At 71.5% G+C, this 24970-nt stretch carries 21 protein-coding genes and 5 pseudogenes; 9 read left to right on the top strand and 17 right to left on the bottom strand.

What is annotated here, in order from left to right:
- Positions 1-123: 123 nt before the first annotated feature.
- Positions 124-825: a chaplin gene (locus tag AB0D34_RS02670; protein WP_362655339.1), complete on the bottom strand. Its 702-nt coding sequence runs from the start codon at positions 823-825 to the stop codon at positions 124-126.
- Positions 826-1082: 257 nt separating this feature from the next.
- Between AB0D34_RS02670 and AB0D34_RS02665 the strand changes: the two genes are divergently transcribed.
- Complete coding sequence (locus AB0D34_RS02665; protein ID WP_362655336.1) at positions 1083-2672, top strand: alpha/beta hydrolase; 1590 nt, start codon at positions 1083-1085, stop codon at positions 2670-2672.
- 25 nt (positions 2673-2697) lie between these two features.
- On the top strand, positions 2698-3246 hold the full coding sequence (locus AB0D34_RS02660) for a GNAT family N-acetyltransferase (protein WP_362655334.1): 549 nt from the start codon (positions 2698-2700) through the stop codon (positions 3244-3246).
- Here the strand turns inward: AB0D34_RS02660 and AB0D34_RS02655 are convergent.
- Positions 3243-3671 (bottom strand): MarR family winged helix-turn-helix transcriptional regulator, encoded by a 429-nt coding sequence (locus AB0D34_RS02655; protein WP_362655332.1) that lies wholly within the window; start codon positions 3669-3671, stop codon positions 3243-3245. The genes AB0D34_RS02660 and AB0D34_RS02655 overlap by 4 nt on opposite strands.
- 67 nt (positions 3672-3738) lie before the next feature.
- On the opposite strand from AB0D34_RS02655, the gene AB0D34_RS02650 reads away from it, so the two are divergent.
- On the top strand, positions 3739-4167 hold the full coding sequence (locus tag AB0D34_RS02650; RefSeq protein ID WP_362655329.1) for a PaaI family thioesterase: 429 nt from the start codon (positions 3739-3741) through the stop codon (positions 4165-4167).
- Positions 4168-4181: 14 nt separating this feature from the next.
- Here AB0D34_RS02650 and AB0D34_RS02645 read toward each other — a convergent pair.
- Both AB0D34_RS02645 and AB0D34_RS02640 read right to left on the bottom strand, forming a co-directional pair.
- Positions 4182-4493: pseudogene (locus tag AB0D34_RS02645) on the bottom strand (arginine deiminase family protein); the annotation flags it as partial.
- Positions 4493-5055 (bottom strand): annotated as a pseudogene (locus AB0D34_RS02640) (amino acid permease); the annotation flags it as partial. The pseudogenes AB0D34_RS02640 and AB0D34_RS02645, both read right to left, overlap by 1 nt.
- Before the next feature lie 60 nt (positions 5056-5115).
- On the opposite strand from AB0D34_RS02640, the gene AB0D34_RS02635 reads away from it, so the two are divergent.
- A complete protein-coding gene (locus tag AB0D34_RS02635; protein WP_362655326.1) occupies positions 5116-6213 on the top strand; it encodes a chemotaxis protein in 1098 nt (365 codons plus the stop codon).
- 827 nt (positions 6214-7040) lie between these two features.
- On the opposite strand, the gene AB0D34_RS02630 is transcribed toward AB0D34_RS02635, so the two are convergent.
- Positions 7041-7454, bottom strand: a complete 414-nt coding sequence (locus tag AB0D34_RS02630; protein ID WP_362655323.1) for an SsgA family sporulation/cell division regulator — start codon at positions 7452-7454, stop codon at positions 7041-7043.
- Positions 7455-7892: 438 nt separating this feature from the next.
- Between AB0D34_RS02630 and AB0D34_RS02625 the strand changes: the two genes are divergently transcribed.
- Positions 7893-9323, top strand: a complete 1431-nt coding sequence (locus AB0D34_RS02625) for a SpoIIE family protein phosphatase (RefSeq protein ID WP_362655320.1) — start codon at positions 7893-7895, stop codon at positions 9321-9323.
- Positions 9324-9357: 34 nt separating this feature from the next.
- Here the strand turns inward: AB0D34_RS02625 and AB0D34_RS02620 are convergent, their stop codons facing one another.
- Positions 9358-10851, bottom strand: a complete 1494-nt coding sequence (locus AB0D34_RS02620; RefSeq protein ID WP_362655317.1) for a hypothetical protein — start codon at positions 10849-10851, stop codon at positions 9358-9360.
- A 242-nt stretch (positions 10852-11093) separates the two neighbouring features.
- On the opposite strand from AB0D34_RS02620, the gene AB0D34_RS02615 reads away from it, so the two are divergent.
- Positions 11094-12233: an aminoglycoside phosphotransferase family protein gene (locus AB0D34_RS02615; protein WP_362655314.1), complete on the top strand. Its 1140-nt coding sequence runs from the start codon at positions 11094-11096 to the stop codon at positions 12231-12233.
- Positions 12234-12494: 261 nt separating this feature from the next.
- Positions 12495-14450 carry a peptidoglycan recognition family protein gene (locus AB0D34_RS02610; protein ID WP_362655311.1) on the top strand — a complete coding sequence of 652 codons (1956 nt, stop codon included), beginning with the start codon at positions 12495-12497 and terminating at the stop codon, positions 14448-14450.
- Here AB0D34_RS02610 and AB0D34_RS02605 read toward each other — a convergent pair.
- The 3 genes and pseudogenes from AB0D34_RS02605 to AB0D34_RS02595 form a co-directional block, all read right to left on the bottom strand.
- On the bottom strand, positions 14447-15079 hold the full coding sequence (locus tag AB0D34_RS02605) for a hypothetical protein (protein ID WP_362655308.1): 633 nt from the start codon (positions 15077-15079) through the stop codon (positions 14447-14449). The genes AB0D34_RS02610 and AB0D34_RS02605 overlap by 4 nt on opposite strands.
- A 337-nt stretch (positions 15080-15416) precedes the next feature.
- Positions 15417-15914, bottom strand: coding sequence for a hypothetical protein (locus AB0D34_RS02600; RefSeq protein WP_362655305.1), 498 nt, complete (start codon positions 15912-15914; stop codon positions 15417-15419).
- A gap of 53 nt (positions 15915-15967) precedes the next feature.
- Positions 15968-18188, bottom strand: a pseudogene (locus AB0D34_RS02595) (ATP-binding protein); the annotation flags it as partial.
- A gap of 3 nt (positions 18189-18191) precedes the next feature.
- On the opposite strand from AB0D34_RS02595, the gene AB0D34_RS02590 reads away from it, so the two are divergent.
- On the top strand, positions 18192-18392 hold the full coding sequence (locus AB0D34_RS02590) for a hypothetical protein (RefSeq protein ID WP_362655302.1): 201 nt from the start codon (positions 18192-18194) through the stop codon (positions 18390-18392).
- Here the strand turns inward: AB0D34_RS02590 and AB0D34_RS02585 are convergent.
- Positions 18358-18894: pseudogene (locus AB0D34_RS02585) on the bottom strand (ATP-binding protein); the annotation flags it as partial. The gene AB0D34_RS02590 and the pseudogene AB0D34_RS02585 overlap by 35 nt on opposite strands.
- Between AB0D34_RS02585 and AB0D34_RS02580 the strand changes: the two are divergent.
- Positions 18787-19110: a hypothetical protein gene (locus AB0D34_RS02580; RefSeq protein ID WP_362655299.1), complete on the top strand. Its 324-nt coding sequence runs from the start codon at positions 18787-18789 to the stop codon at positions 19108-19110. The pseudogene AB0D34_RS02585 and the gene AB0D34_RS02580 overlap by 108 nt on opposite strands.
- A gap of 68 nt (positions 19111-19178) precedes the next feature.
- On the opposite strand, the gene AB0D34_RS02575 is transcribed toward AB0D34_RS02580, so the two are convergent.
- The 7 genes and pseudogenes from AB0D34_RS02575 to AB0D34_RS02545 form a co-directional block, all read right to left on the bottom strand.
- A complete protein-coding gene (locus tag AB0D34_RS02575) occupies positions 19179-19766 on the bottom strand; it encodes a hypothetical protein (RefSeq protein ID WP_362655407.1) in 588 nt (195 codons plus the stop codon).
- A pseudogene (locus AB0D34_RS02570) lies at positions 19705-20347 on the bottom strand (hypothetical protein); the annotation flags it as partial. The pseudogene AB0D34_RS02570 and the gene AB0D34_RS02575, both read right to left, overlap by 62 nt.
- A gap of 138 nt (positions 20348-20485) precedes the next feature.
- A complete protein-coding gene (locus AB0D34_RS02565) occupies positions 20486-20728 on the bottom strand; it encodes a DUF397 domain-containing protein (RefSeq protein WP_007379863.1) in 243 nt (80 codons plus the stop codon).
- Positions 20729-20823: 95 nt separating this feature from the next.
- Complete coding sequence (locus AB0D34_RS02560) at positions 20824-21990, bottom strand: thiolase domain-containing protein (protein WP_362655296.1); 1167 nt, start codon at positions 21988-21990, stop codon at positions 20824-20826.
- Positions 21987-23051 carry a thiolase domain-containing protein gene (locus tag AB0D34_RS02555; protein WP_362655293.1) on the bottom strand — a complete coding sequence of 355 codons (1065 nt, stop codon included), beginning with the start codon at positions 23049-23051 and terminating at the stop codon, positions 21987-21989. Before AB0D34_RS02555 ends, AB0D34_RS02560 begins: the two co-directional genes overlap by 4 nt.
- On the bottom strand, positions 23048-23989 hold the full coding sequence (locus AB0D34_RS02550; protein ID WP_362655290.1) for an OB-fold domain-containing protein: 942 nt from the start codon (positions 23987-23989) through the stop codon (positions 23048-23050). Before AB0D34_RS02550 ends, AB0D34_RS02555 begins: the two co-directional genes overlap by 4 nt.
- A gap of 114 nt (positions 23990-24103) precedes the next feature.
- Entirely contained in the window at positions 24104-24904 is an 801-nt protein-coding gene (locus AB0D34_RS02545; protein ID WP_362655287.1) for a crotonase/enoyl-CoA hydratase family protein, read from the bottom strand.
- Positions 24905-24970: the final 66 nt, after the last annotated feature.

Genomic DNA, 24970 nt, shown 5'->3' with positions numbered 1-24970 from the left:
CGATCCCTCAATCCCGCAAGATCATCACGCTCAACGCCCACGGTCCTCGCAACTCCCACAGATCGCGGGTGTTGCGAGGACCGTTAGAACCCAAGGTCTCCCGGCGGGGCCTTCCGTCGTCCGTCAGCGCGTTCCTCGGGGGCGGAAGCGCCGGTACACCGCGGCGCCGCCGAGGAGCAGTGCGGCGCTGCCCACCGTGGCGGGCAGCATCTGGTCCGCGCCGGTGCGGGCGAGCGCGGTCCCGGTGTCCGGCAGATCGGGTGCGGCCGGTTCCGGGCCGGGGTGGTTCTTCGGTGGCGTGCCGGGCGTGGGGGTCGTCGGCCGGTCTGGGTCGTCGGGGGTGTCGGGAAGGTCGCCCCCGGGTGCGTTCACGGACTCGTTGCCGACGGACGCGTTGCCGACGCCGACCACGTTCACCGAGTTGCCGCTGACGTTGACCGGGAGACCGACCGGGAGCCGCACCCCGTTGCCGGAGAGCACGCCTGGCGCCTCCTCCACGTCGCCACCGGACCGTGCGCCACCGCCCGCCCTCGCGCCCTCGCCCGTCGTCACCGCGCCGGACGCCGACCGGCCGTCGCCGCCGGCGTCCTCGTTGCCGCACCTGTTGCCCGCGGCCGGGTTGAGCAGCCCCACCACGTCGACGGTGTTCCCGCACAGGTTCACCGGAACGTGCACCGGGAGCTGCACGGTGTTCCCGGAGAGCACCCCGGGCGAGCCTGCCGCGGCGCCGTCCGCCGCGCTCCCGGCATACGCCGGCATTGTCACGGCCATCGCCCCGGACGCGGCGGCGACGGCGATCACACCGTTTCGGGTGACCCGTCTCATAGGTTCCCTGCTTTCCAGACATGGACGCGGGCAGTCACCCGCACCGCATAAAACGCGGGCGAACCATCGGAGTTATGGCTAATCGGCCTTTCACCCCATCGAGCGACATGGTTGTCGAACTTGCGGCAAAACAGACTCACGGGCACCGCGCGGGCCGAGAGTAGGGCACATTCCGTGATCCCGCCCGTCCGGAGGCGTGCTCCCGGGGGGCCGCTTATCGTGATCGAGGGCGCCGATGGGCGTCCTTGGAGGCATGGATGCTCGCCAAGGTGTCGAGGCGGCGATGCGCTCTCTCCGGAGCCGTGGGCCTTGCCCTGCTCGGTGCCGGACTGCCGGCCGTGGCCGCGAACGGCTCCGGGCCCGACCTGTCGCGCTTCTACCGTCAGAAGATCAGCTGGTCGAGGTGTGTCGGCATGGAGACCCCCGACGACCTGCAGTGCGGCAAGGTCACCGTGCCCGTCGACTACGCCAGGCCCCGCGCCGGCACCCTCGACCTGGCCCTCGCCCGCTACCGGGCCGCCACCAGGCACAAGCGGGGGTCGGTGGTGCTGAACTTCGGCGGTCCCGGCGGCGCGGGTGTGCCCTCCCTCGCGGCCGGCGGCGACGACTTCATGGGGCTCACGGACGAGTACGACGTGGTGTCGTTCGATCCGCGCGGTGTGGGCCGGTCCTCCCCCGTCAGCTGTGGGGACGGCACCGACGAGGCGCTGGCGGCCACGGACGACGACACGGCCCTCGACCGGGATCCGCGGACCGTACTGGGGCGGTTGCGCAAGGCCGCCGCCCAGTGTGCCAAGCACTCCGGGCCCGTGCTGCCGCACATCGGCACGGTCAACGTCTCCCGCGACCTGGACATCATCCGAGACGCCCTCGGCGACAAGAAGCTCAACTATCTGGGCTTCTCGTACGGCACCCGGCTCGGCGCGGTCTACGCGGCCCAGTTCCCGAAGAAGGTGGGCCGACTGGTGCTGGACGGGGTGGACACCCTCACCGAGCCGCTGTCCGAGCAGGGCGTGGCGGGCGCCGCCGGGCAGCAGACGGCCCTGGAGGACTTCCTCGACTGGTGTGTGAAGGACATCGCCTGTCCGTTCGGCACCGACGCGCGAGGCGCCCGGGAGCAGATCGTACGGCTCGTGGCGTCGCTGGACGAGGATCCGGTGCCGACGGGATTCGGCCCGGAGTTCACCGGCCAGGACCTCGTGGGCGCCGTCAGCCAGGCCCTCTACAGCGAGGAGCTGTGGCCGTCGCTGGAGCGGGCGCTCGCCGAGCTGGTGGAGCAGGGGGACACCACGGGCGTCCTCGCCTTCGCGGGCGGCGGCTCGTTCCCGTCCTTCCGCGGGACCGTCTCCCCGACCGCCGACCCGACGCACAGCCCCCTCGTCGACGTGGAGGACATACCGTTCGACAATCTCGCGGCGGCGCTGATGGCGGTCAACTGCGCGGACGATCCCGACCGCCCCGGCGCCGACCGGATCACCGGGGACCTGGCCCGGCTGCGGGCCGCCTACGAGCAGGCGTCACCGGTCTTCGGCCGCTACCGGCTCACCGAGTACCTGCTGTGCTACGGCCGCCCGAAGGGCACCGACTTCATCCGCGAGAAGGTGCGTGACGTCGGCTCCCCGAAGATTCTCCTGGTCGGCACCCGCGGCGATCCGGCGACGCCGTACCGCTGGACCGTGGAGACCGCCAAGCGCCTCGGCGACTCGGCCGTGGTCCTCGACAACAAGGGCGATGGCCACACCGGGTACGCCTCCTCCAAGTGCGTGCACCGCAAGGTCGACGACTTCCTGCTCTACGGCAGCCTGCCGCCGAACGGCAGCTCCTGCGGGTCCGAACGAGACGACTGAGATCCACTCGGTCTACGATCTCTGCATGAGTGAACGGAGCGCCTGCGCCGAGGAGTTGAAGACCTCACGACTGCGGCTGCGGCGCCCGCTCGCGGCCGACGTCGACGTGATCCTCGCCGTCCACAGCGACCCGGAAGCGTGCGCGCACAATCCCTCCGACGCACTCACCCGCCACGAGGAGGCCGAGGAGCTGTACCGGCGCTGGGACAGGCAGTGGGAACGGCACGGTTACGGCTACTGGGTCGTCGAACGCCACGACCGCGCCCGGCAGCTCGGTTTCTGCGGGATCAAGCCCATGGAGCTCCACGGCGAACCGGTGCTGAACCTCTTCTACCGTTTCGCCCCCTCGGCCTGGGGCCAGGGCTTCGCCGGTGAAGCCGCCGCCGCGGTCACCGCCTGGGCAGCGGCGCATGTGCCCGAGATTGCGCTGATCGCCCGCGTGCGCCCGGCGAACGCGGCATCACAGCGTGTGGCGCGACGCGCCGGACTCAGCCGGGCCACACATCTCGACACCGAGGGATACGACGGCTTCGACTGGATCTACGTGGCACAGCCCGAGCGCTGGGCCCGCTAGGACTCCCAGTACGCCAGCCGGCGCATGGCCGTCGCCGCGCCGGCGAAGCCGTCGTCGCCCAGGACCTCGCGGAGTTCCGCGTTGAAGCGGTCGATCTCCGGCTGGGCGGCGCGTAGGGCGTCGGACCCCGCTTCGGTCAACTCCAGTACGACGGCCCGGTGTTCACGAGGATGGGCTTCCTTGGCGATCAGGCCCGCCGCAGTCAGCCGTCCGACCAGCCCGGTCACCGCCGACTCGCGCAGCCCCAGTGTGCGGGCGAGCTGCTGCTGGGTGCTGCCCGGCTCGTCGCGCAGGGCGAACAGAGCGCCGAGCTGGGCCGTGGTGACCCCCGCGGCGGCCAGGCAGCGCCGGTCCGCCGCGGTGCGCAGACGGTGGGCGGCGCGCTGGAGCAGGAAGTAGAGGCGCAGGTCGTCGGGGGCGGACATGGGCCGATGTTGACAGACGGGACGGGTACGCGCCAGTCTCACTTCATCAGTGAAGTGAGGTAGGGAGATGCATCAGACCCTGGACTTGGAGCTCGCCCGGAAGGTCCTGGCGGCCCAGCCCTTCAGCACCCTGGTCGGCGCCCGTCTGACGGCCTTCGAGGAGGGCGGGGCGACCCTCGAGTTCGACATCCGCGGCGACCTGCTCCAGCAGCACGGCAGCGTGCACGGCGGGGTGCTCGGCTACGCGGCGGACAACGCGCTCTCCTTCGCGGCGGGTTCCGTGGCCGGCGCCGCGGTGACCACCGCCGGTTTCAGCATCGACTTCCTGCGTCCCGCCCGCGGCGAACTGCTGCGGGCCCGTGCCGCGGTCGTACGGTCGGGTCGTACCCGTGTCGTGTGCCGCTGCGACCTGAGCACCGTGGACGCCGAGGGCACCGAGACCCTGTGCGCGGTGGCCCAGGGCTCGATCGCCGTTCTGGAGGCGAGCCGGGCCTGAGCCGGCCTGAGCCGTCAGAACTCCACCGGGTCCCGCACGATCGGGCAGGTCATGCAGTGCCCACCGCCCCGGCCGCGCCCCAGTTCGACGCCGACGATGGTGACGACCTCGAAGCCGGCCTTGCCCAGCAGCTTGTTGGTCTGGGTGTTGTGGTCGTAGGTGATGACCACACCGAGTTCCAGGGCGACGGCGTTGTTGCCGCTGTCCCACTGCTGACGCTCGGACGCGTACACGTCCCCACCGGTCTCCACGACCCGCAGTTCCGGCAGTCCGAGCGCCTTGGCCACGACGTCCACGAAGGCCGCGGAGCCCTCGTCGACGACCTCACGGAGACGATCAGGCCGACGCTCACGAAGACCTTGCCCCAGGTGCCGACCGCGTGTTCGAGGACGCCCGCCATGGAGGGCCGGCGCAGATCGGCGATCTCGCTCATCGGCATCAGGCCGTACGACACGATGGCCACCGAGGCGAAGATCGCGAGGACGCTGGCTCCCTCGACTCCCAGGAAGACGAGGACCGTTGCCAGCATGGTGCCCTTGACCTGCTGGAACAGCGAGCCCGCATAGTCTGCGCCACCGAAGTTGTCGGCGAAGAGGGACGGCTTGAGGTAGAAGAGCGCCAGGATCACGAAGACGACGATCGGCACGACCTTGGCGCCGGTGACGATCCTGTTGATCGCCGCCGCCTCCTTCACACCCCGGCTGATGAGCGCGAAGAACAGCCACAGCCCGGCCGAGGAGAGCACCACCGCGAGCACGGTGTCGCCCTCGCCGAGCGCGGGCGCGTCGAGGTCGGGGCAGCGAGGACACCGGCGCCGACCATGGAACCGACGACCATGGTGGTGAGGGTCGGGAGGCTCAGCTTCAACACGTTAACAACGAAATACATCGAATACCCGATCAAGTTGCCCCAAATGCCCGATCGGTGAATCAGTCCTATGGTGCTGTTATGGAGCACGCACTCAGCCCTGCGACCCTCTCCGAACTGCGCCGCCCGCGCGCCTATCCGGCGGTGTCCGTGCTGACGCCGACCCACCGCCGTGAACCCGAGAACGCCCAGGATCCGGTCCGGCTGCGCAACGTGGTGGCCGAGGCCAAGAAGCAGCTGGAGGCCGATCCGGCGGTCCCCCGGTTGCGGCGCATCGACGTCTCCCGGCAGCTCGACCAGGCTCTCGCCGAGGTCGATCTCGCGCACGCGGAGGACGGGTTGGTGATCTTCGCCGCTCCGGGTGAGCACCAGGTGTGGTCCCTGGCCCGCGCCGTACCGGAGCGCGTGGTGCTCTCGGACACCTTCCTCACCCGCAACCTCGTCTCCGCCCAGGCCTCCGAGCAGCCGTTCTGGGTACTGTCGGTCTCCGCAGACCGGGCCACCCTGTGGAACGGCGGCGTCGACCGGGTCAGCGAGCACCGCGCCGGCGGCTTCCCGCTGACCAGGACCCGGGAGAATTTCGACGCCGAGCGCCTGGAGCGGATCGGTGACATGCCGAGCACCTTCCGGGACGAGGGCACGCGGCACTTCCTGCGCGAGGCCGACACCGCGCTGGGCAGGCTCCTGCACGAGGACCCGCGGCCGCTGTACGTCACCGGCGAGCCCGCGGCCCTGTCCGCGCTGGACGACGTCGGCAGCGTCAGCAAGGGCGCCGTCCACGTCCCGCACGGCGGACTCGCGCACGGCACCCCGGACGCTGTGTGGCAGGCGGTCCGGCCACTGGTCGACGCGGAGGCCCGCAAAAGCACCGACACGGTGACGCGGGAGCTCGAATCGGCGCGCGGGCGGCGGGCGTTCGCGGCCGGCGTCGACGAGATCTGGCAGAGCGCCCGGGAGGGCCGCCTACGCCTGCTGGCCGTCGAGGAGAACTACCGGGTGACGGTCCGCGACCAGGACGGTGACCATCTGGTCCCGGCCGAGAGCGGCGACCTCGACGCCCGTGAGGACATCGTGGACGAGATCGTCGAGCAGTGCCTGGAGACCGGCGCCGACGTCCGCTTCGTACCGGACGGCACACTGGGCGGCGCCGACGGCATCGCGGGCGTGCTGCGGTACTGACTCCGCTACGGCGTCCGGCCGACGGGGTACCGGGCCGATCGGCGGCGGGGGTGTACGCGTGGGCGCCGCGAGGGGTGAGGCGGTCTGGGTACCGGACGCATGGGCGCCCAGTACATGGTGTCGGGCGTAGGCCTCGCCCACCTGGGCGCCTGGGCGCCTGGGCACCTGGGCACCTGGCGCCGGACACACGGGTGCCGGACACACGGGTGCCGCACACACGGGTCCCGAACACGCGGGCGTCGGACACAGGGGCAGTGGAGGCAGGGGCGCCGGACGCCCACGGTTCCGAACACACGGGAGCCGGAACAGTGGGCGCTGGCCACATGGGCGCCGGAACAGCGGGCGCTGGCCACACGGGCGCCAGACACACAGGGATCCGAACCCGTGGGCGCTGACCACACAGGCTCAGGACTCACAAGCGCCGACCACAGGGGCCCGGGCACACGAGCTCAGGACATTCAGGCGCCGGACGCACGGACTCAGGGCACACCGACGCCCGGACACACAGGCGCTGGACACGGGCGCAAGACACGCAGGCTCAGGACGCACAGGCGCCCGGACACACAGACGCTGGACGCACGGGCGCCCGGACACACAGGCTCAGGATGCACGGTCGCTTGGACACACCGGCTCAGGATGCACGGTCGCTTGGACACACCGGCTCAGGACGCACCGGCGCCCGAACACACAGACGCTGGACGCACAGGCGCCCGGACACACATGCCGCCGCCTGCATCAGAGGCTGACCCGAGCTCCGCAGTCGGCCGCCACCGCCCGGCCCCGGTCGCCGCCCCCGCGGTGGACGGTCACCGACACGCCGCCCCCGCTCAGACGCTCCCGAACAGCGCACTGAGCCCTCGCTCGACGGCCTCGCCGAGGTCCTCGTCCCCCGCGCCGACCACGGCGTAGGTGCTCAGCAGGAAGCCGCGCAGGGTGGGCGTGTGGAACTGGAGGAGAGCCAGTCCGTAGGGCGAGTGGAACTCCACGACCGTGGTGTCCCGGCCGCACGGCCAGATGTGCACGTCCCCGCCGCCGGCCGGTCCGCACAGCCCCTCCTCCAGCAGAGCGCGGGCGAAGGTCCAGGTCACCCTCTGCCCGTCCAGGGCCACTTCGGGCGGGAAATCGACGCACACGGCCAGCGGATCGGCGGAGCTGTACCGCAGTGTGGCGGGTACGGGCAGTTCCTGGTGCTCCGCGGTGACGAGTCGGGCGTGGGCGGGCTGCTCGAAGGTCGTGTCCATGTTCTTACGAGCTCGAAGAGACCCTTTGCATTACGCCTGAGCGGGAGTGAATCCATGTGACCTGCGTCACACATACCGTCGCGGCACCTCACCAACGGGCCCGAACTCCCCGAAACCACCCCGAGCCGCGCCCCCTGGCACAGCCTGATCCGCCTATGCCAAACTCTCCTAGAACACAGGCTCGTCGAACACATAAATGAACACCGGGCCAACCACCCCATCGACCCGTCAAGTCACGTACCCCGCCTACGACTTGAGCCACCGAACGGCGTAGACAAGACGCCCTGTACGACCGCCCTGTGAAGACTGTGGCATATGCCAGAAGCACCACCGAATCGTGTGTTGCCGAATCCCTTACAGCGCGTCGCGGCCTGTGCAACAGTCGTAACGGTCCCTCCGCCCCGCCTTGGTCGAACCGTCCCCGCATCGGAGTGCGTCATGCCGTCCCACCTCTCCGCGGACCGCCCCGCCGCCCAGCCGCCACGACGCGGCTCGGTCGATGCGCTCATATCGCAGGCGCGGCGGCTCAAGGGCGACGTGGACGCCGTACGACGGGATGCGCCCGGCGACGGTTCGGACCCCCAGGAGCGCTGGCAGCGCGCGCTGTACGACCTCGCGATGCACCAACTCAGCGATCTCGACGAGCACTTGGCGCAACTGAGGGACGGCCCGGCCCCCATCCCCTCGGCACCCGGGGCGGAGTCCGCCGCGCGAACCGCGCCGCCCGCTCCCCGGCGCGGCTCGTTGCTCAGCCGGGTCGGCAGTGCGGAGTGGAACCTCCTTACGGACGAGGCGAGTTGGTCCGGGGAGCTGTTCCAGATCCTGGGCCGCGACCGCGACACTCCCCCGCTCACCCTCGACGAGCTTCCGTCCCTGGTCCTCGACGAGGACCGACCGAGGCTGACCGCCATGGTCACCGACTGCCTCGTGGACGCCCAGCGCATCGACGGGGAGTTCCGTGTCGTACGCCCGGACGGCGAGGTGCGCACCGTCCACATGATGGGCGAGCCCGTGCTCGACGCCGACGGCAGCACTGCCTCGATGTGGGCCGTACTGCGGGACGTCAGCGAACTGCGCCGCAGCGAGCGGGCGGTGAGCGAGACCCGTGACTCGTTACAACGCCACCGTCAGCGTGCGCAGAGCGAGCACCGGCTCGCGGTCGAGCTGCAGGAGGCTGTGCTGCCGCCGTGGCGTGGCTCCCTGCGGCTCCCGCACCGAGGCACCGAGACCCTGGATCTGGCTGCGCACCTTCTGCCGTCCGCCACGAGTGCGCTGATCGGCGGCGACTGGTACGACGCGCTGGAACTGGCCGACGGCGACACCCTGCTCAGCGTCGGCGATCTCACCGGTCACGGTGTCGCGGTCACCTCGGGCATGGCGACCCTGCTCGGCGCCGTACGCGGCATGGCGATGGCGGGCACGCAGCCCGGTCAACTGATGGCCCTCCTCAACCAGTTGCTCGACGCCACCGTGCAGCCGGCCCTCGGCAGCGCCGTGTGCTGCCGCTACCACCCCGCCTCCCGCACCCTGGTCTGGGCACAGGCCGGCCACCCCGCCCCGCTGCTCTTTCGAGGCGGGACGGGGCGCAGGCTGAACCCACCCGACGGCGTGCTCCTCGGCGCGACCTCCGGAGCGGTGTACGCGCAGGCCGAGGAGACCCTCGAACCGGGCGACCTGCTCCTGCTGCACACGGACGGCCTGGTGCCCGGGCGCGGCAGCACTGCTGCTGTGAACCGGCTCCTCGACCTGGCCCCCCGTTTCGGCGGGGCGCGCACCGCGCAGGACTGTGTGCGGATGGTCATGGAGGAGTTCGGTGAGACCGAGCGCGAGGACGACGCCTGTGTGCTCATCGCCAAGGTGACTTCATAACAAGCCTGACGTCATCACACACGTCAGCACACGCTCACGCCTGTGTGCTGTTGCCACCCCTTCCCTTCGGCTTCGGCAGCGCCAGCCTGATCTCCTCGCGCAGTTCGTTGATCTTCGGGTAGCTGGAGTACTCGGCGGTGAGCCGGTACATCTGGCGCAGCCGGTCCCAGGTGCGGTGGGAGGAGTTGGAGCCCATCGACACCAGCGCCAACCGGGCGTACCGGTCCGCCTGTTCGGGGTCGTCGGCGATGAAGCAGGCCGACGCCATGGACAGGAAGTCGAAGATCTTCGACCGCTGGCGACCGTCGACCCGCAGGGCGAGGGCCTTCTCCGCGTAGTGCTGGGCATGCGCGGCCGCACCCGGCTCATGCTCCGCCAGCGTGCGGTAGGCCAGGGCCTGCATTCCGTACAGATCCTCTTCCTTGAAGGTCTGCATCCAGCTCGGCGGCGGCACGTCGCTGCGGTCCGAGACGAAGAGGTCCTCCGCCTGGCCGAGGGTACGGCGCATGGCCTGGCCCTTGCCCATGGAGGCCTGCGCCCAGGCCTCGATGGTGTAGAGCATCGCCCTGGTGCGGGGCAGCACCTGTTCGCCGGAGCCGGTCTGGGCGAGCTTCATCAGGTCGAGCGCGTCGTCGGGCCGGCCCAGGTGCACCATCTGGCGGGCCGCGCGGGAGAGCGCCTCGCCGGCCCGGGGCCGGTCACCCCCCTCTCGCGCGGCATGGGCGGCGATCACGAAGTACTTCTGGGCCGTGGGTTCGAGGCCGACGTCGTGGGACATCCAGCCCGCGAGGACGGCGAGGTTGGCGGCGACGCCCCACAGGCGCCGCTGGAGATGGTCGGGGTGCCGGTAGGCGAGCATGCCGCCCACCTCGTTGAGCTGGCCCACGACCGCCTTGCGCTGCAGGCCGCCGCCGCGGGCCGCGTCCCAGGCCCGGAACACCTCGACCGAGCGCTCCAGTTCCTCGATCTCCTGCGACCCGATGGGGGCGGCCTCGTAACGGTCGAACCCAGCGGGGTCGGCGTGCAGGGGGTCGTCGAACTGGGGGGCATCGGCGGTGAGGGCCGGATCGGTGTGCAGCCAGTCGTGCATGGCGCTGCTTAGTGCGGAGCCTGCGGTGAGCGCGACACCCGCACCCACCAAGCCGCGTCGGTTGAGCATGAGGTCCATTCCCGTGAATTCGGTGAGGACCGCCGCGGTCCGCTCGGGCGCCCACGGCACGCCGTCGGGATGTTCCGCACTCCCGCCGTCCTGCCGTTTCCCCGTACGCCCGTGCCGGACCAGACCGAGGTCCTCGATGGTCACGACACGGCCGAGACGCTCGGTGAACAGAGCTGCCAGCACTCGCGGCACCGGATCGCGCGGGATCTCTCCCATGTCGATCCACCGCCGCACCCGCGAGGTGTCGGTCGAGAGCTGGGGGTGGCCCATGGCCGCCGCCTGCCGATTGACCAGCCTCGCGAGTTCACCCTTGGACCAGCCGGCCAGGCCGAACAGGTCCGAAAGTCGGGTGTTGGGTTGTCCGCTCACGTCAAGCCCCCAGGTTCTCGGCTGAGTTGACAGTAGCCCCGTGTCAGTTGCTCCGGGACTATTCGCCAGGGTTCGCCAGGGTGCGCCAGATGGTGTGCCACTGCACATCTGGTGTCAGGTAGGAACGCGCCACCCCGACCCGGTCACCGACGGACATTCCCCAGGGTGCACCTGACGGGCCGGGCCGGGTAGCGCGTGTGGTTCTCAGGCACAGCAGGCACACGAAGGGATCTGTCTCGCCCATGTACGCAGCATCGTCCTCCGTGTCCGCCCCGCCCCGGTCGCCGATTCTCCGCCCGGCGGGCGGCGGCCCCTACCTCGACCCCGCGCGGCCGACGGCCCCCGTACCGGGTACGGGCAGGACGCGGCGCGTATCGGGGCTCGGCACCCAACCGCTAAGCGGGAGACTCGACTTGTCCGGCCCCCAGGGCGCCCAGCTGCGCACGGCGATCGCGTCGGTGCACCGGATCTGCCCGGAGTTCGCCCCGGTGCAGGTGCTGCGCCGCAGCGGACGCTCCGTGCTCCTGGTCGGTACGACGGGACGCAGCACGGCCGTCGCCAAGTGTTTACTCGACCACTCCCCGGTATGGGCCGAGCGGATCCGGCACGAGATAGCCGCCTACCGCTCGTTCGTCCGGCACCGGCCTCCGGTGCGCGTCCCCCGCCTGATCGCGGCGGACCCGGACAACTGCACCCTGGTCATCGAGCGGATGCCCGGCCGGGTGGCGGCGCTGCACCGGCATCCCGCGGAGGCTCCGCCGCGGGCCGACATCAGAGCGGCGCTCGGCGCGGTCTGCCGGCTCAACGCCTGGCGTCCGCCGGCGGGCACCTTCGACGCCCCGCTCGACTACGCGGCCCGGATCTCCCGCTACCACAACCTGGGTCTGCTGACCGACCGGGACATGGGTGACCTCCAGAAGCTGCTGCACGGCATCGCGGCGTCCGCGGGCCGACAGGGCATGGGCCAGTTCTGCCACGGCGACGCACTGCTCTCGAACATCCTGCTCTCACCGGCCGGTCCAGTGCTGGTGGACTGGGAGCACGCGGGCTGGTACCTGCCGGGGTACGACCTGGCGACGCTGTGGTCGGTGCTGGGCGACGCCCCGGTAGCCCGCCGTCAGATCAGCCAGATCGCCCAGTCGGCGGGCCCTGCCTCGCGGGACGCCTTCCTGGTGAACCTGATGCTCGTCCTGACCCGTGAGATCCGTACCTACGAGACGGCCGTACAGCGTTCGATGCACGACACGACCCCGGCGGCACCGGGCACGGCCCACCCGGGTGCTGCGCCGTCCGGCGAGGAACAGCGGCTGCTGCTGAGGCGGCTGCACGACGACTGCCAGCTGGCCCGTCGGGCCGTACGCGCGGCGGTCGGCACTCGCTGACGGGGACGATGGTCCGCGGTGCGCCCTGTGGAGCGGCGCACCGCGGACTTTCGTATGTACGGCTCCTCCGCGGGACATTGGTGTACGCCACTGACGCCCCGCAGGCCCATCGGCCGCCGCCACGAAACTCCCGTGCACCTCGATTGACATGGGGAATCCCCTGTCGCTGGGCATGATTGACGGATCGTCGGCAAGCCGGTAGCACTGACGCACGGCCGGCCCCGCTCGACACGTCGTGCTCGATCGTCCCAGGAGGCTGCATTGCGAGGATCCGTCACCGACACCGACAGAGCCACCCGGAGAGTGATCGGCACGCTGGCCGGCACCGCCCTGCTGCTGCCCCTGCTCGGCGCGGCCCCGTCGCAGGCCCAGGACGCCTCGGCCGGTCTCCAGCGGGCCTTCGCGTCCGCGGCGGCCGAGTACCACGTGCCGCAGAGCGTGCTCCTCGGCGTCTCCTATCTCCAGTCCCGCTGGGACGGTCACGCCGGGGCGCCCAGCGTGACCGGCGGCTACGGCCCGATGCACCTCACCGACGCCCGTACCGCGCTCGCCTCGGCTCCGCACCACAGCGAGGGCACCGAGGACGCCCGCGGTGACAGCGCCCGCCCGGCCCTGCTCCCCGAGACGAGGGTGCCCGCGAGCGCCGACGTCCCGGCCCGCCTGGAGACCCTGCCGAAGGCCGCCGAGCTGACCGGTCTCAGCGCCGAGGAGCTGCGCGAAGACCCCGCGTCGAACATCGCCGGCGGTGCCGCCCTGCTGGCGGCCGCCCAGAAGGACCTCGGCGAGCCGCTGAGCCAGGACCCGGCGGACTGGTACGGCGCGGTGGCCCGCTTCTCCGGCGCGGACGACAGCGCGACGGCGGCGGCGTACGCGAACGACGTGTACGAAGTGCTGCGCACCGGCGAGGAGCGCACCACCGACGCCGGACAGCAGGTCGCCCTGGCGGCCCAGCCCGGACTCACGCCCGACACCGCGCAGCTCGCCGCCCAGGTGGGCCTGCGGAAGCTGAGCGCGCGCGACACCGAGTGCCCGACAACGGTGTCGTGCGAGTGGATCCCGGCGCCGTACGAGCAGTTCGGCGACAACGACTACGGCAACCACGACCTGGGCGACCGCCCGGCCTCGCAGAGCATCAAGTACATCGTCATCCATGACACGGAGGGCGCCTGGGAAGGTGTCCTCAACCTGGTGCAGGACCCGACCTATGTGTCGTGGAACTACACCCTGCGCTCGACCGACGGTCACATCGCCCAGCATGTGAAGGCCAAGGACGTGGCCTGGCACGCGGGCAACTGGTATGTGAACGCCAAGTCGATCGGTCTGGAGCACGAGGGCTTCCTGGCGAATCCGGACGCCTGGTACACGGAGGCCATGTACCGCTCCTCGGCGCGGCTGGTGAAGTACCTCTCGGCGAAGTACGGCATCCCGCTGGACCGGCAGCACATCCTCGGCCACGACAACGTGCCGGGTCCGACGACCTCGACCGTCGCCGGCATGCACACGGATCCCGGCCCGTACTGGGACTGGCGGCACTACTTCGAGCTGCTGGGCCACCCGTTCGAGGCCACGTCCACCAAGCTGGGCGGCCTGGTGACGATCCGTCCGGACTACGCCACCAACCGGCCGCGGTACACGGGTTGCGTCACCGGCGGCGAGCCCTGCGCGTCCCACGGTTCGAGCGAGGTGCGGCTCTACTCGGCCCCCGACGAGAGCGCTCCCCTCATCACGGACATCGGGCGCGGCAAGGCCCCGACGATCGACGTCAACGACCTGTCGTCACGGGTCTCCACCGGTCAGCAGTACGCGGTCGCGGGGCGCGAGGGCGACTGGACGGCGATCTGGTACCTGGGCCAGAAGGCCTGGTTCAGGAACCCGCAGAGCGACCCGACCGCGGTGAGCGCCGCCGGGCTCGTCGTGACGCCGAAGGTGGGGCTCGACAGCATCCCGGTGTACGGGCGCGCCTACCCGGAGGCGGCCGCCTATCCGACGGGGATTCCGGCGCAGGCGGTGTCGCCGCTGCCGTACAAGGTGCTCAAGGGCCAGAGGTACGTGGTCGGTGACAGGGTGCCGGGCGAGTACTACTACGCGGTCACCTTCACTACGGACTCGCACAAGGTCGTGGTGGGCCAGGACCTGTACTACGAGATCCAGTACGGCCACCGGGTGGCGTACGTGCGGGCGGCGGACGTCGATGTGAAGCCGTCGGCCCGGCGCTAGTAGTCACAGTTTCGCCGGTACGGGACGTCCGGCAGGTGGCGGCTCCACTCGTCGCGGGTGAGGCCGCCACCGGCACGTCGGCAGACGGGGCCGGCGGCGCCGTCCGCTCCGACCGGGTAGGTCTGCGGCGGTGTGTGGTTCCCCATCGCGTGCAGGCTGTCGCCGTTCCTCCCGAAGACCAGGGCCGAGACCGTGTCGCCCGGGGTCGGCAGGGGTGATCCGACACGGCGCCGGGATGCCTCGTCCCACAGCTGCAGGGTGCCCTCGTCGCCGGCGACCGCGAGGGTACGGCCGTCGGGGGCGAAGGCCAGCGCCGACACGTACTGGTAGGTGGCGGTCTCGGGGTCGGCGAGCACCCCGAGGCGTCGGCCCAGCCGGCCGTCCCAGAGCACGACCCGGCCGGCCCCCTCGCCGACGGCGAGGTACGCGCAGTCGGGGCGGAACGCGAGGAGGGAGGGGAGCCGGTCACCGGCGGCGGCCTGGGCGAGGGCCGCGGTGGAGTAGTGGGCGCGGGCCGCCATGGCCCGGTAGGTGGGGCCGCCGGCCTCCTGCCGCAACTTCCGCAGCTCGTGGGCGAATCGGGCGACGGGCCCCTCGGTCGGGTCCAGCGGTCGCTCGCGTCGCCCCATCACTCTCCCCTGTCATGCCGGTCGGCGCGGTCGGCTGCGGTGCTCGCACGCTACGGACCGGGAGACGGCGGGGCAAGGCGGGACCGGGACCTGTCCGGTGGGACGGGAAATTGTCTGAAGTGGTGGAAGGGGGCTGCCGGACAACTCCCGGGTCGCGAAAGCTGGTTGCACGGTACCCGGGGGCTTCGTCGCGGCGGGCGGAGAGGGGAAATCCCGGGTGTGACCGTGCCGGGCCGGACGACCGACCGTGCCCGCGGGCGGCTCCGGAAGGCCAGGACGGGGGCACTGGCCTTCCGGAGCCTACGGCGAGCTGTTCGTGAGGGCCGGGAGGGGGCGCTCAGCCCTGCTGGAACAGCTCCGCCGGCAGCGGCTTGAGGAGGGCGTACAGGTCGTCCGTGATCGGGCGGTCCCAGGCGGCGATGGTCACCAGGACGTTGTCGCTGCGGTCGAACTGGACGCAGGAGATCCGGCTCTCGGAGAGCTTGAGGCGGCGCACGATCAGGAGGTTGTCGCCCTGCATCACCGGTGTGTCCTCGGCGCCGACGACGGTCACCTCCTCGTCGTTCTCCAGCGCGATCAGCAGCTGCGCCACCTCGAAGGGGACCTCGCCCTCGGGGACCTCGCGGGCCGGGGAGCCCTCGGGCAGATTGCCGATGATCATCGCGGGGCCGCGGCCGCCGAAGAGGTCGTAGCGCAGGAAGACGCCCTGGCAGGTGCCGTCGGGGGCGGGCAGGAGACCCGCGCCGAGGTTGCCGGGCCAGTCGCCCGGGTCCATGGCCAGGACGTCGAAGTCGGGGCCTGCGGGGGTTGCGCTGCGGCGGCGGAGGAACGACATGCGCCCATGGTAATGGGCGGTGACGTGGTCGTGCGGGCGCGGGCGGGTGGGGGCTAGTGGAGGGGGTCACTCGCCGTTCTCAAACCGGTGCGGTCTGTTCCCAGCTTGCGGAAGACCGCGGACAGCAGGCGCACCACCACCGGCTCTGGCACGCCCATCTCCTCGGCGATCTCCGCTCCCGTACGGCCGTCCGCCGCCAGGTTCGCCGCCGTGCGTTCACGTGCCGTGAGCGTGTCCGTTTCCGTGCTGTGCAGACGGCGGGGGCGCAGGCCTGCCGCGGACAGTTCGTCGCGCGCTGTTTCGATCAGGCCGTCGGCGCCGCACTGTACGGCGGTGTCCAGGCCCCGGTACAGGTGCTCCGCGGCTTCCCTCGCGCGGCCCGTGCGGCGGAGCTCGGTGCCGAGGGCCACCAGTGCGCAGGCGAGCTCGTACGCGGCCGGGGAGCGTTCCAGGTGGGCCACGGACTCCTCCAGGAGCTTCACCCGGGCCGAGCCCGAGGAGACCTCGGCGGCCAGCCTCAGCGCCTGGCCCACGGCCGAGGGCGCTCCGAACTGGCGGGCGCGGGCGACCGCTTCGAGGGCGGTGGCGACCGCGCGTTCCGGAGCGTCGTGGCTCTCGGCGCGGGCGAGGTGGAGCTGCGAGGGGCACCAGGCGGGGTTGCGCATGCCCCGCGGTTCCAGGCGTCGGCCCGCTGCGGCGAGCTCGGCGGCCGCGTCCTTGGCCAGGCCGCGGGCGAGCAGCAGTTCGCCGTGCACGGTCTGGGCGTCGGGGAAGACGACGGCGGCCGGGAAGCGCGCCCTGAACGAGTAGCCCTCGGCGATCTGCGCGGCCTCGGTGACCCGGCCGCACGCCAGGAGGACCTCGATGAGGATGCCCACCGCGTACCAGTGGGCCGGGGTGCCCGGACCGACGCGCTCGGCGAGGCGCAGTCCGGCGCGGACGAAGTCCTCGGCCTCGGGGAGGCGGCCGCGCCGGAAGCGGACGTAGGCGAGGAGCGTGTAGGCGAAGGAGAGGTGGGCGCCGCGCCAGCCCTGCCGTTCGAAGTCGGAGATCCCGGCGGCGAAGAGCTCCTCGGTGCGGCCGGGGCGGTCGGCGTACATGAAGGCGAGCGCGACCAGGACGGGCACCTCGAAACCGCGGTCGGGCTCGGCCCAGCCGAGGCCGCCGGCGAGGGCGCGCTCGGCGTGGTGGAGGGCGACCTGGGGGTCCCCCCGCGCGAGCGAAGTCGAGCGTGGGGGAGGGTTCGCCGGCAGGACGGCGTCCCAGGTGCGCAGGCCGATGACGTAGCGCTCGGTGAGGTCACGGCCGGTGAGCCGGTCGGCGAGCTTGGTCAGTCGGCGGGAGCGCGAGGGGTGGTCGGGTTCGTCGGCGCGGAAGGCGTCCCACATGAACTGCTCGGCGACCATGCGCAGTTTGACGCGGGCGTCGCCGGTGACTCTGATCTCGCGGGCGAGGGTGTCCGAGGCCTCGGCGAGGCGGTCGCTGTGGGCGAGGACCTGGGAGAGCCGGTAGACGATGCGGTGGCGCAGGTCGGGTTCGGCGATGGGTTCTTCGAGGGCGGCGCGCAGGTGGTTGACGGTGGTGGCGGGTTCGGTGAGCAGGGAGGCGCTGCCCAGTTCGTACAGGACCATGGCCCGGTCCTCGAAGGCCGGGGGTTCGCGCAGGGCCCGGGCGAGACAGCTGCGGGCGGCGTCGGGGGCGCCGGAGCGCAGGGTCTCGGCCGCGGCGGCACGCAGCTGCTGGACAACCCACGGGTCGCCGTCGGGGTGGGTCTCCAGGAGGTGCCGGGCGGCAGCGGCGGGGCCCCGTCCGTCGTTGACGACACACCACGCGGCCTGGCCGTGCAGCGCGACACGGAATCCGGCCGGGATGGCCCGGTAGACCGCGGTGGCGATGAGCGGGTGGACGAACTCCAGGGTCTCGGCGCCGGTGAGGATGCGGGCGCCGCGCAGGGCGTCGACCGCGTCGGCGGCCTCCTCCTGGCCGAGTCCGGCGACGGCGGCGGCGAGCAGCGGATGGATCTCGGTGCCGAGGACCGCGCAGGCCCAAGGCGAAGCGGACGGTCGAGGTGCCGAGGCGCTCGAGACGCGCGACCAGGCCGCTGCCCTTGACGGCGGCGGCGAGATCGCGGAGCAGGTGGGCCGCGTCCTCGGTCGGGACGACACCGCGGTCGCGCACCTTGGCGGTCAGCTCGACCGTCTCGAAGGGGTTGCCCGCGGTGACGGCCCAGCACTCCCGGCAGAACGCGTCGTCGGCGTGCGCGCCGAGTGTATCGGTGTGGGGTCCTCCCCCGTCCTGCTGACCGGTCCGCCCGGTTCGGTGGCCCAGGGCAGGCGGGACACCCAGCCCGGGAGGCTGGTGAACTCCCGGCTGCGCGGGATCGGGCCGTCGCTGACGACCGTCGATCTGCCGTTCTCGTCATGGCCGGTGACGACTCTGCGCACTCCCGTACGAGGCGGGCGACGGCGACGGCGCTGAGCGGCTCCAGATCGAGCGGGCGGCCGCCGGCCCGGCCGGGCAGTGCCCTGAACGACTCGGCGTGGTCGGGGAGTTCGTCGGGCCGGTAGGCCACGACTACCAGCAGCGGGAGTTGTTCGGCGCGGGGCGCGAACGCGGCCAGCCAGCGCAGGGATTCGGAATCGGCCCAGTGTGCGTCGTCCAGGACCAGCACCATAGGGGCGCGCAGGACGGCGAGATGGGTGAGCACCCAGTCGAGTCCGTCGCGCAGGCCCTGCGGGTCGGGCGGGGCTCCGTCGGTCGGGGCGCACAGGCCTAGCGCGGGGCCGACGATGTCGTACCAACTGCCCAGCTGGGCCCGGAGATCGACTTCGGCGGCCCCGGCGAACTGCGGCTGCAGGAGCTGGCGGGCGACATGGAAGGCGACCCGCTGCTCCTGGTCGCCGCCGCGGGCGGAGAGTACGGTGCAGCCCCGGGCGGCGGCGCGGCGGCGGACCTCGGCGAGCAGGGTGGTCTTGCCGATACCGGGGCGGCCCGCGACGGCGAGCAGGGCGCCACGGGAACGTCCGTTCGGCTCGACGCCGTCCGTGCGCAGCCCGGTGAGTTCCGCCAACGCCTCGTCAACCGCGGCTTCACTCTCCCGCTCCAGGAGAGTCCTTCTGCTCCGCGCACTGCGCTGCACCATGGCGCACCCCCGTCACGGCGGTGGACCCGCGCGGGGAGCGAGCGCACACCGTGACCTACAGGCACCTCAGCGTACGCCTCCGGGGTGCCGGGCGGGCCCGTGTCGACCCACTTCGGCCTGCGCTAGAAGACGTGTTCGTACAGGACGGTGAGCCCGTAGATCAGCCCGCCGAGGGCGGTCGCCGCGGCGAGCCGACGTATCGTCCGCGGACCGCTCGTCGAAGCGGCGCTCCGGCCGTACGAAGTGAGCGCCGTGACCGTCCCGAAGGCGATGAGGAAGAGGCCCATCACCGTCAGGGTCGCCCAGCCGGCGATCGCCCTGAAGCCCAGTGTTTCGAGACCGGCGAACGGCTGGTCGCGTACCGCGATCGTGGATCCGATACGGGCATCGGCCTGGATGACCGCGTCGGTGTCGACCAACCGACCGTCGGCCGAGAGCAGTTCGCCGTGGCATTGCGTGGTCGGCTTGTCGTCGGTCCGCACCACGGCGCACGAGTCGACGTACAAGCGCCCCGGGGTCCCGGACAGTCCGACGGCACCCGCCAGCATCAGACCCGCGTAGCCGGTCATCACCACGCCGAACACCAGGCTCGTCAGTGCGGCCACAGTCGAACGGAAGCGGTCGCCCCGCGGCCTCTCCCCCTGCGCCTTACGGAACGCCCGCAGCCGTTCGGCCTTCTTGAACCGCCGCCTGGCCGCCTTCGAGGTCACAACCCCTCCCCTTGCTCACGTGACGTGATGATCCTTCAGGAAGTAGCGCACGTGGGGAGGGGGCTGGCAAGCGTGTGGCGCCTCCGGTTGGCGTAGCTGAAGGACGGGGACGGCCGACGACGACCAGGTCGGCGTCCTGGGAGGCCGCGCCGATGTGGCCGACCGCGTCGCCCGGGGCACGTACGGCTCGGTCCGGACCCCGGCGGGCGGGCGCTGTGCGGGGCGAGGAAGCCGTCGGCGAGGGCGCGGGGCTCGTTCTCCACTGCGTCCTGGTCGATCACCGGAGGGATGAACTCGCCGGGACCGCGGCCCAGCTCTGGAGCGGCCGGCGTAGGCGAAGTCGAGGGTGGCGTCGTCGGGGCTGTCGACCTGCACACCGACGACCACGCGCGGGCCGGGTTCCGTCGGCCGGACCGTCGACCTCGTGTCCGGGGCAGGGCACGACCACCACCCGGCACTGGGCGCTGGGGGTCGCGGGCGGCGGCCATGCCGCCGGAGCCGAGCACCAGACGGGCGAAATCGCCCCGACCCCGGGAGCCGAGCACCAGCAGCCGGCCAGTGGCGCCGCGTCCGGGCAGCACCAGGGCGTGTCGGCGGCAACTCCCACGCCTTTCGCCCTGTGGGGGATACCGTCCGAACCGTCCACCGCCGCGATCACCGGCAGGCTGCTCAAGGGTTCCTGACTTCCGGAGTACGAAGGTCGGTGTCCGGAAAGACCCTCAGGTGAGGTCGAACTCTCCCTCCCGCGCCCCTGACACGAACGCGCCCCACTCCGCCGGGGTGAAGATCAGGGAAGGGCTCTCCGGGCGGCCACTGTTGCGCATCGCGATGAACCCCTCGACGAAGGCGATCTGGACATCCCCCAGACCGCGGCTGCTCGAGTGCCAATCGGCGTTGCTCAGGTCCAGCTCCGGCTTCTCCCAGCCCATGAGCGGCTGCTGCTGGATGGTGGTCTCGGCCACGTCCGTGCTCCTCCCGATTGCGTCGTCCGCGGCCAGCCTAGCGATCGGCCCCGACCGCCGACAGGCCACGTGAGGGGGACCTTTCAGGAGTCAGTTCACGCATCAGGGGGCTCAGACCCCACGAGCCACATGGAGAAGAACTGGGATCCGCCGCCATAGGCGTGCCCGAGCACCTTCCGGGCGCCCGCCACCTGGTGTTCCCCGGCCTCTCCGCGTGCCTGGAGGGCGGCCTCCGCGAAGCGGATCATGCCGGAGGCGCCGATCGGGTTGGTGGACAGCACCCCGCCCGACATGTTGACGGGCAGATCCCCGTCCAACTCGGTGACCCCGGCCTCGGTGAGCTTCCAGCCCTCGCCCTCGTCGGCGAAGCCCAGGTTCTCCAGCCACATCGGTTCGTACCAGGAGAACGGCACGTACATCTCCACGGCGTCGATGTCCCGGCGCGGGTCGGCGATCCCGGCCTGCCGGTACACGTCGGCCGCGCAGTCCTTGCCGGCCTGCGGTGACACGGCGTCCTTGCCCGCGAAGAGCGTCGGCTCGCTGCGCATGGCGCCCCCCAGCATCCAGGCCGGCGGCCGGGGAGCCCGTGCGGCACCCGCCCGGTCGGTGAGCACCATCGCGCAGGCGCCGTCGGAGGAGGGGCAGGTCTCGGAGTAGCGGATCGGGTCCCAGAGCATGGGCGAGGCCTGGACCTTCTCCAGGGTGATGTCATGCTCGTGCAGATGCGCGTACGGGTTCTTGAGCGCGTTGCGGCGGTCCTTGTACGCCACCAGCGAGCCGACCGTGTCGGGCGCACCGGTGCGCCGCATGTACGCGCGCACGTGCGGGGCGAAGAATCCGCCGGCCCCGGCCAGCAGGGGTTGCTGGAAGGGGATGGGCAGGGACAGGCCCCACATGGCGTTGGACTCGGACTGCTTCTCGAAGGCCAGGGTGAGAACGGTGCCGTGGACCCGGGCCGCCACCAGGTTCGCGGCGACCAGCGCCGTGGAGCCGCCGACGCTGCCCGCGGTGTGCACCCGCAGCATCGGCTTGCCCACCGCGCCGAGTGCGTCGGCCAGGTACAGCTCCGGCATCATGACGCCCTCGAAGAAGTCGGGCGCCTTGCCGATCACCACGGCGTCGATGTCCGCATAGGTCAACTCGGCGTCGTCGAGCGCTCGTTGGGCGGCCTCCCGGACGAGCCCGGCGATCGACACGTCCCGGCGGGCCGCGACGTGCTTGGTCTGGCCGATGCCTACGACGGCCACGGGCTCCTTGCTCATCGGGGATCCCCTTCGAGTACGGCGACCAGGTTCTGCTGGAGACAGGGCCCGGAGGTGGCGTGGGCGAGGGCCCGGTCGGACTCGCCCCGGTGGATACGGGCGGCTGCTTCGCCGATGCGGGCGAGCCCGGCGGCCATCATCGGGTTGGCGGCGAGGGCACCGCCGGACGGATTGACCCTGGTGGAGTCGTCGAGCCTCAGTGCTTTGCGCAGGACCACCTCCTGCGAGGTGAACGGCGCGTGCAACTCGGCCGTGTCGACGGGCCGTTCGAATGCTCCGGCCCTTTCGGCGGCCAGGCGGGTGGAGGGCGAGTCGGTGAGGTCGCGGACGCCGAGCGAGTGGGCCTCGATCCGGTGGTCGATCCCACGGATCCAGGCGGGGCGCTCGCACAGCTCCCGGGCCCGCTCCCCCGCCGCGAGAACAACGGCGGCAGCCCCGTCCCCGATGGGCGGGCAGTCGCCGGTACGGAGCGGTCGTACAAGGTAATCCCCTTGCGGTACAGCGCCCTTGAGCTGTGCACGTGGGTTGTCGGTCGTGCGGCTGCGGGCGCCGATCGCGGCCAGCTCGGGCTCGTCCGTGTCACCCGCGTCGATGAGCGCCTGGGCCTGGAGGGCGGCGAGGGCGACGGAGTCGGGCCACAGGGGGGCGACGTAGTAGGGGTCCAGCTGCCGGGTGAGCACATCGCGCAGGGAGCCTGGCGAGGACTTGCCGTAGGAGTACACCAGCGCGGTGTCGGCGTCTCCGGACAGCAGCTTGGTCCACGCCTCGTACAGGGCCCAGGCCCCGTCCATCTCGACGTGCGACTCGGAGATGGGCGGCCAGGCGCCCACTCCGTCGAGGGCCAGGGTGAAGGAGAACGCGCGGCCGGCGAGGTAGTCGCAGGAACCGGAGCAGGTGAAGTCGATGTCGGCGGTCTTCAGGCCGGTCTGCGCGAGGGCGTCGTGCAGGATGGGCATGAGCATCTCCACCTCGGAGAGTTCCGCGGTGGAGCGCAGGGTGTCGGACTGGGCGAAGGCCACGACGGCGATGTCTCGGGGCCCCGGGGCTGCTTCGCTGGTCACAGGAGCTCCTTGTAGGTCTCGTAGTCCGCGTCGGGTTCGCCGGTCGGCCGGTAGTGGTCCGGGTAGCGGCCGCCCTCGCTCCACACCGGCTCGACCCTGAGGCCCATGCGCACCTGGTCGTACGGGATTCCGCCGATGCGTCCGTGCAGCGCGAGATCGGCGCCGTCGAGGGCGATGTGGGCGTAGACGTACGGCACTTCGATGTCGAGGTTCTTCGCCTTGATGTTGACGATGCAGAAGGTGGTGACGGTGCCGCTCGGACCCACTTCCACCTGTTCCGATGTGGCGACACCACATGTGGGACACGCACCCCTCGGCGGCACGTACACCTTGCGGCAGGACGGACAGCGCTCGCCCACGGCCCGGTGTTCGGCGAGGGCGTTGATGTAGGCGGTCTGGGCGCGACCGGGTGAGTAGGTGTAGTCGAGCCGGGCCTGGGCGACGATGCCGCTGACCGGGTTCTCGAACTCTCCCGCGTGGACCCTGACGGTGGAGTCCTCACCGTCGTACGGCTCGAAGCAGGCGATGTCCGTGATGGCACCGACGCGTTCCCCGGCCCAGCGGACACGGACACGCATCCCGGTGTGGACGGCGTCGGGGCCGGGGGCGTCGAGCGCGTGCAGGAGAGCGGTGTCGGCGCCGTCGAGCTGCACCAGAACCCAGGCGAAGGGCCTGTCCAGCGGCTGACCTCGGCGGGGTGCATGGTTCCAGGCCCAGGTGGTGACGGTGCCGGTGAGCCCGACGTGGACGAGGTCCCGGATCTCCTCGGCGGTGACGGGGTCGTACTCGACGGGCGGAACCAGGGTGCGGCCGTCACGGGTCTTGACCCCGAGGATCACGCATTCACGAAGACCGGTCAGGAAGGCGCTCTGGACGGGACTGAGGGAACGGGTGAAGGGAAATTCAACGACGAGCGGCGCCTTGAGTACGTCGGCCATAGGCGCGTGCCTCCTTAAGGGGTCGGTGGTGAGTCGCCCCTTCAGGGGCGCGGGGAACTGCGCGACCAGCCACAACGGACCCGCAGCTCTGAACCGGTCCGAGCCGGCACAGCGCTACGCCCGCTTGTAGACGGGCGGCCGCTTCTCCGCGAAGGCACGGGCACCTTCCTTCGCATCGGCCGTGTCGAAGATCGGCCACCCCCGCTTCAGCTCGGCGGCGAGCCCCTCCGTCTCGGTCATCTCGGCCGTCTCGTACACCGACGCCTTGACCGCCTCCACCGCCAACGGACCGCAGCCGTTGATCAGTTCGGCGATCTCCAGGGCCTCGGTGAGGGCTGTGCCGTCCGGGACGACGTGCCCGATCAGCCCGATGTCGGCGGCCTCCCGCGCGGTGTACGGGCGCCCGGTGAGCAACATCTCCAGCGCGTGCGTGCGCGGGATCTGGCGTTGCAGCCGGACCGTGGAGCCGCCGATCGGGAACAGGCCGCGCCTGACCTCGAAGAGACCGAAGGTCGCGGACTCACCGGCGACCCGGATGTCGGTGCCCTGGAGCATCTCGGTGCCGCCCGCGACGCAGTAGCCCTCGACGGCCGCGATCACGGGTTTGCGCGGGCGGTGGTGGCGCAGCATCGCCTTCCAGTGCAGGTCGGGGTCCGCCTTCAGCCGGTCCCGGTACTGCTCGCCGCCGGTGTCCTTGCCCGCGAGGGCCTTGAGGTCCATGCCGGCGCAGAACGAGTCGCCGGCGCCGGTGAGGACGACCGAGCGGATCGAGTCGTCCGCGTCCGCTTCCACCCAGCCGTCGTACAGGCCGACCAGCATCGGCAACGAGAGCGCGTTCTTCGCCTCCGGCCTGTTGAGCGTGAGCACCAGTGTGGCGCCCTCGCGCTGGATGTTGAGGTGTTCCGTGCCACCCATCGCCCGTCTCCCCTCTGCCGGAACGAGAACAGGTTGCAGGAGGCGCCGATGCACTTCAAGAGTTTT

This window comes from Streptomyces sp. NPDC048420 (assembly GCF_040651535.1).
Classification (GTDB): domain Bacteria; phylum Actinomycetota; class Actinomycetes; order Streptomycetales; family Streptomycetaceae; genus Streptomyces.
The sequence above is the reverse complement of the archived record's forward strand: the minus strand, read 5'-3'. Positions and strand labels throughout refer to the sequence as shown.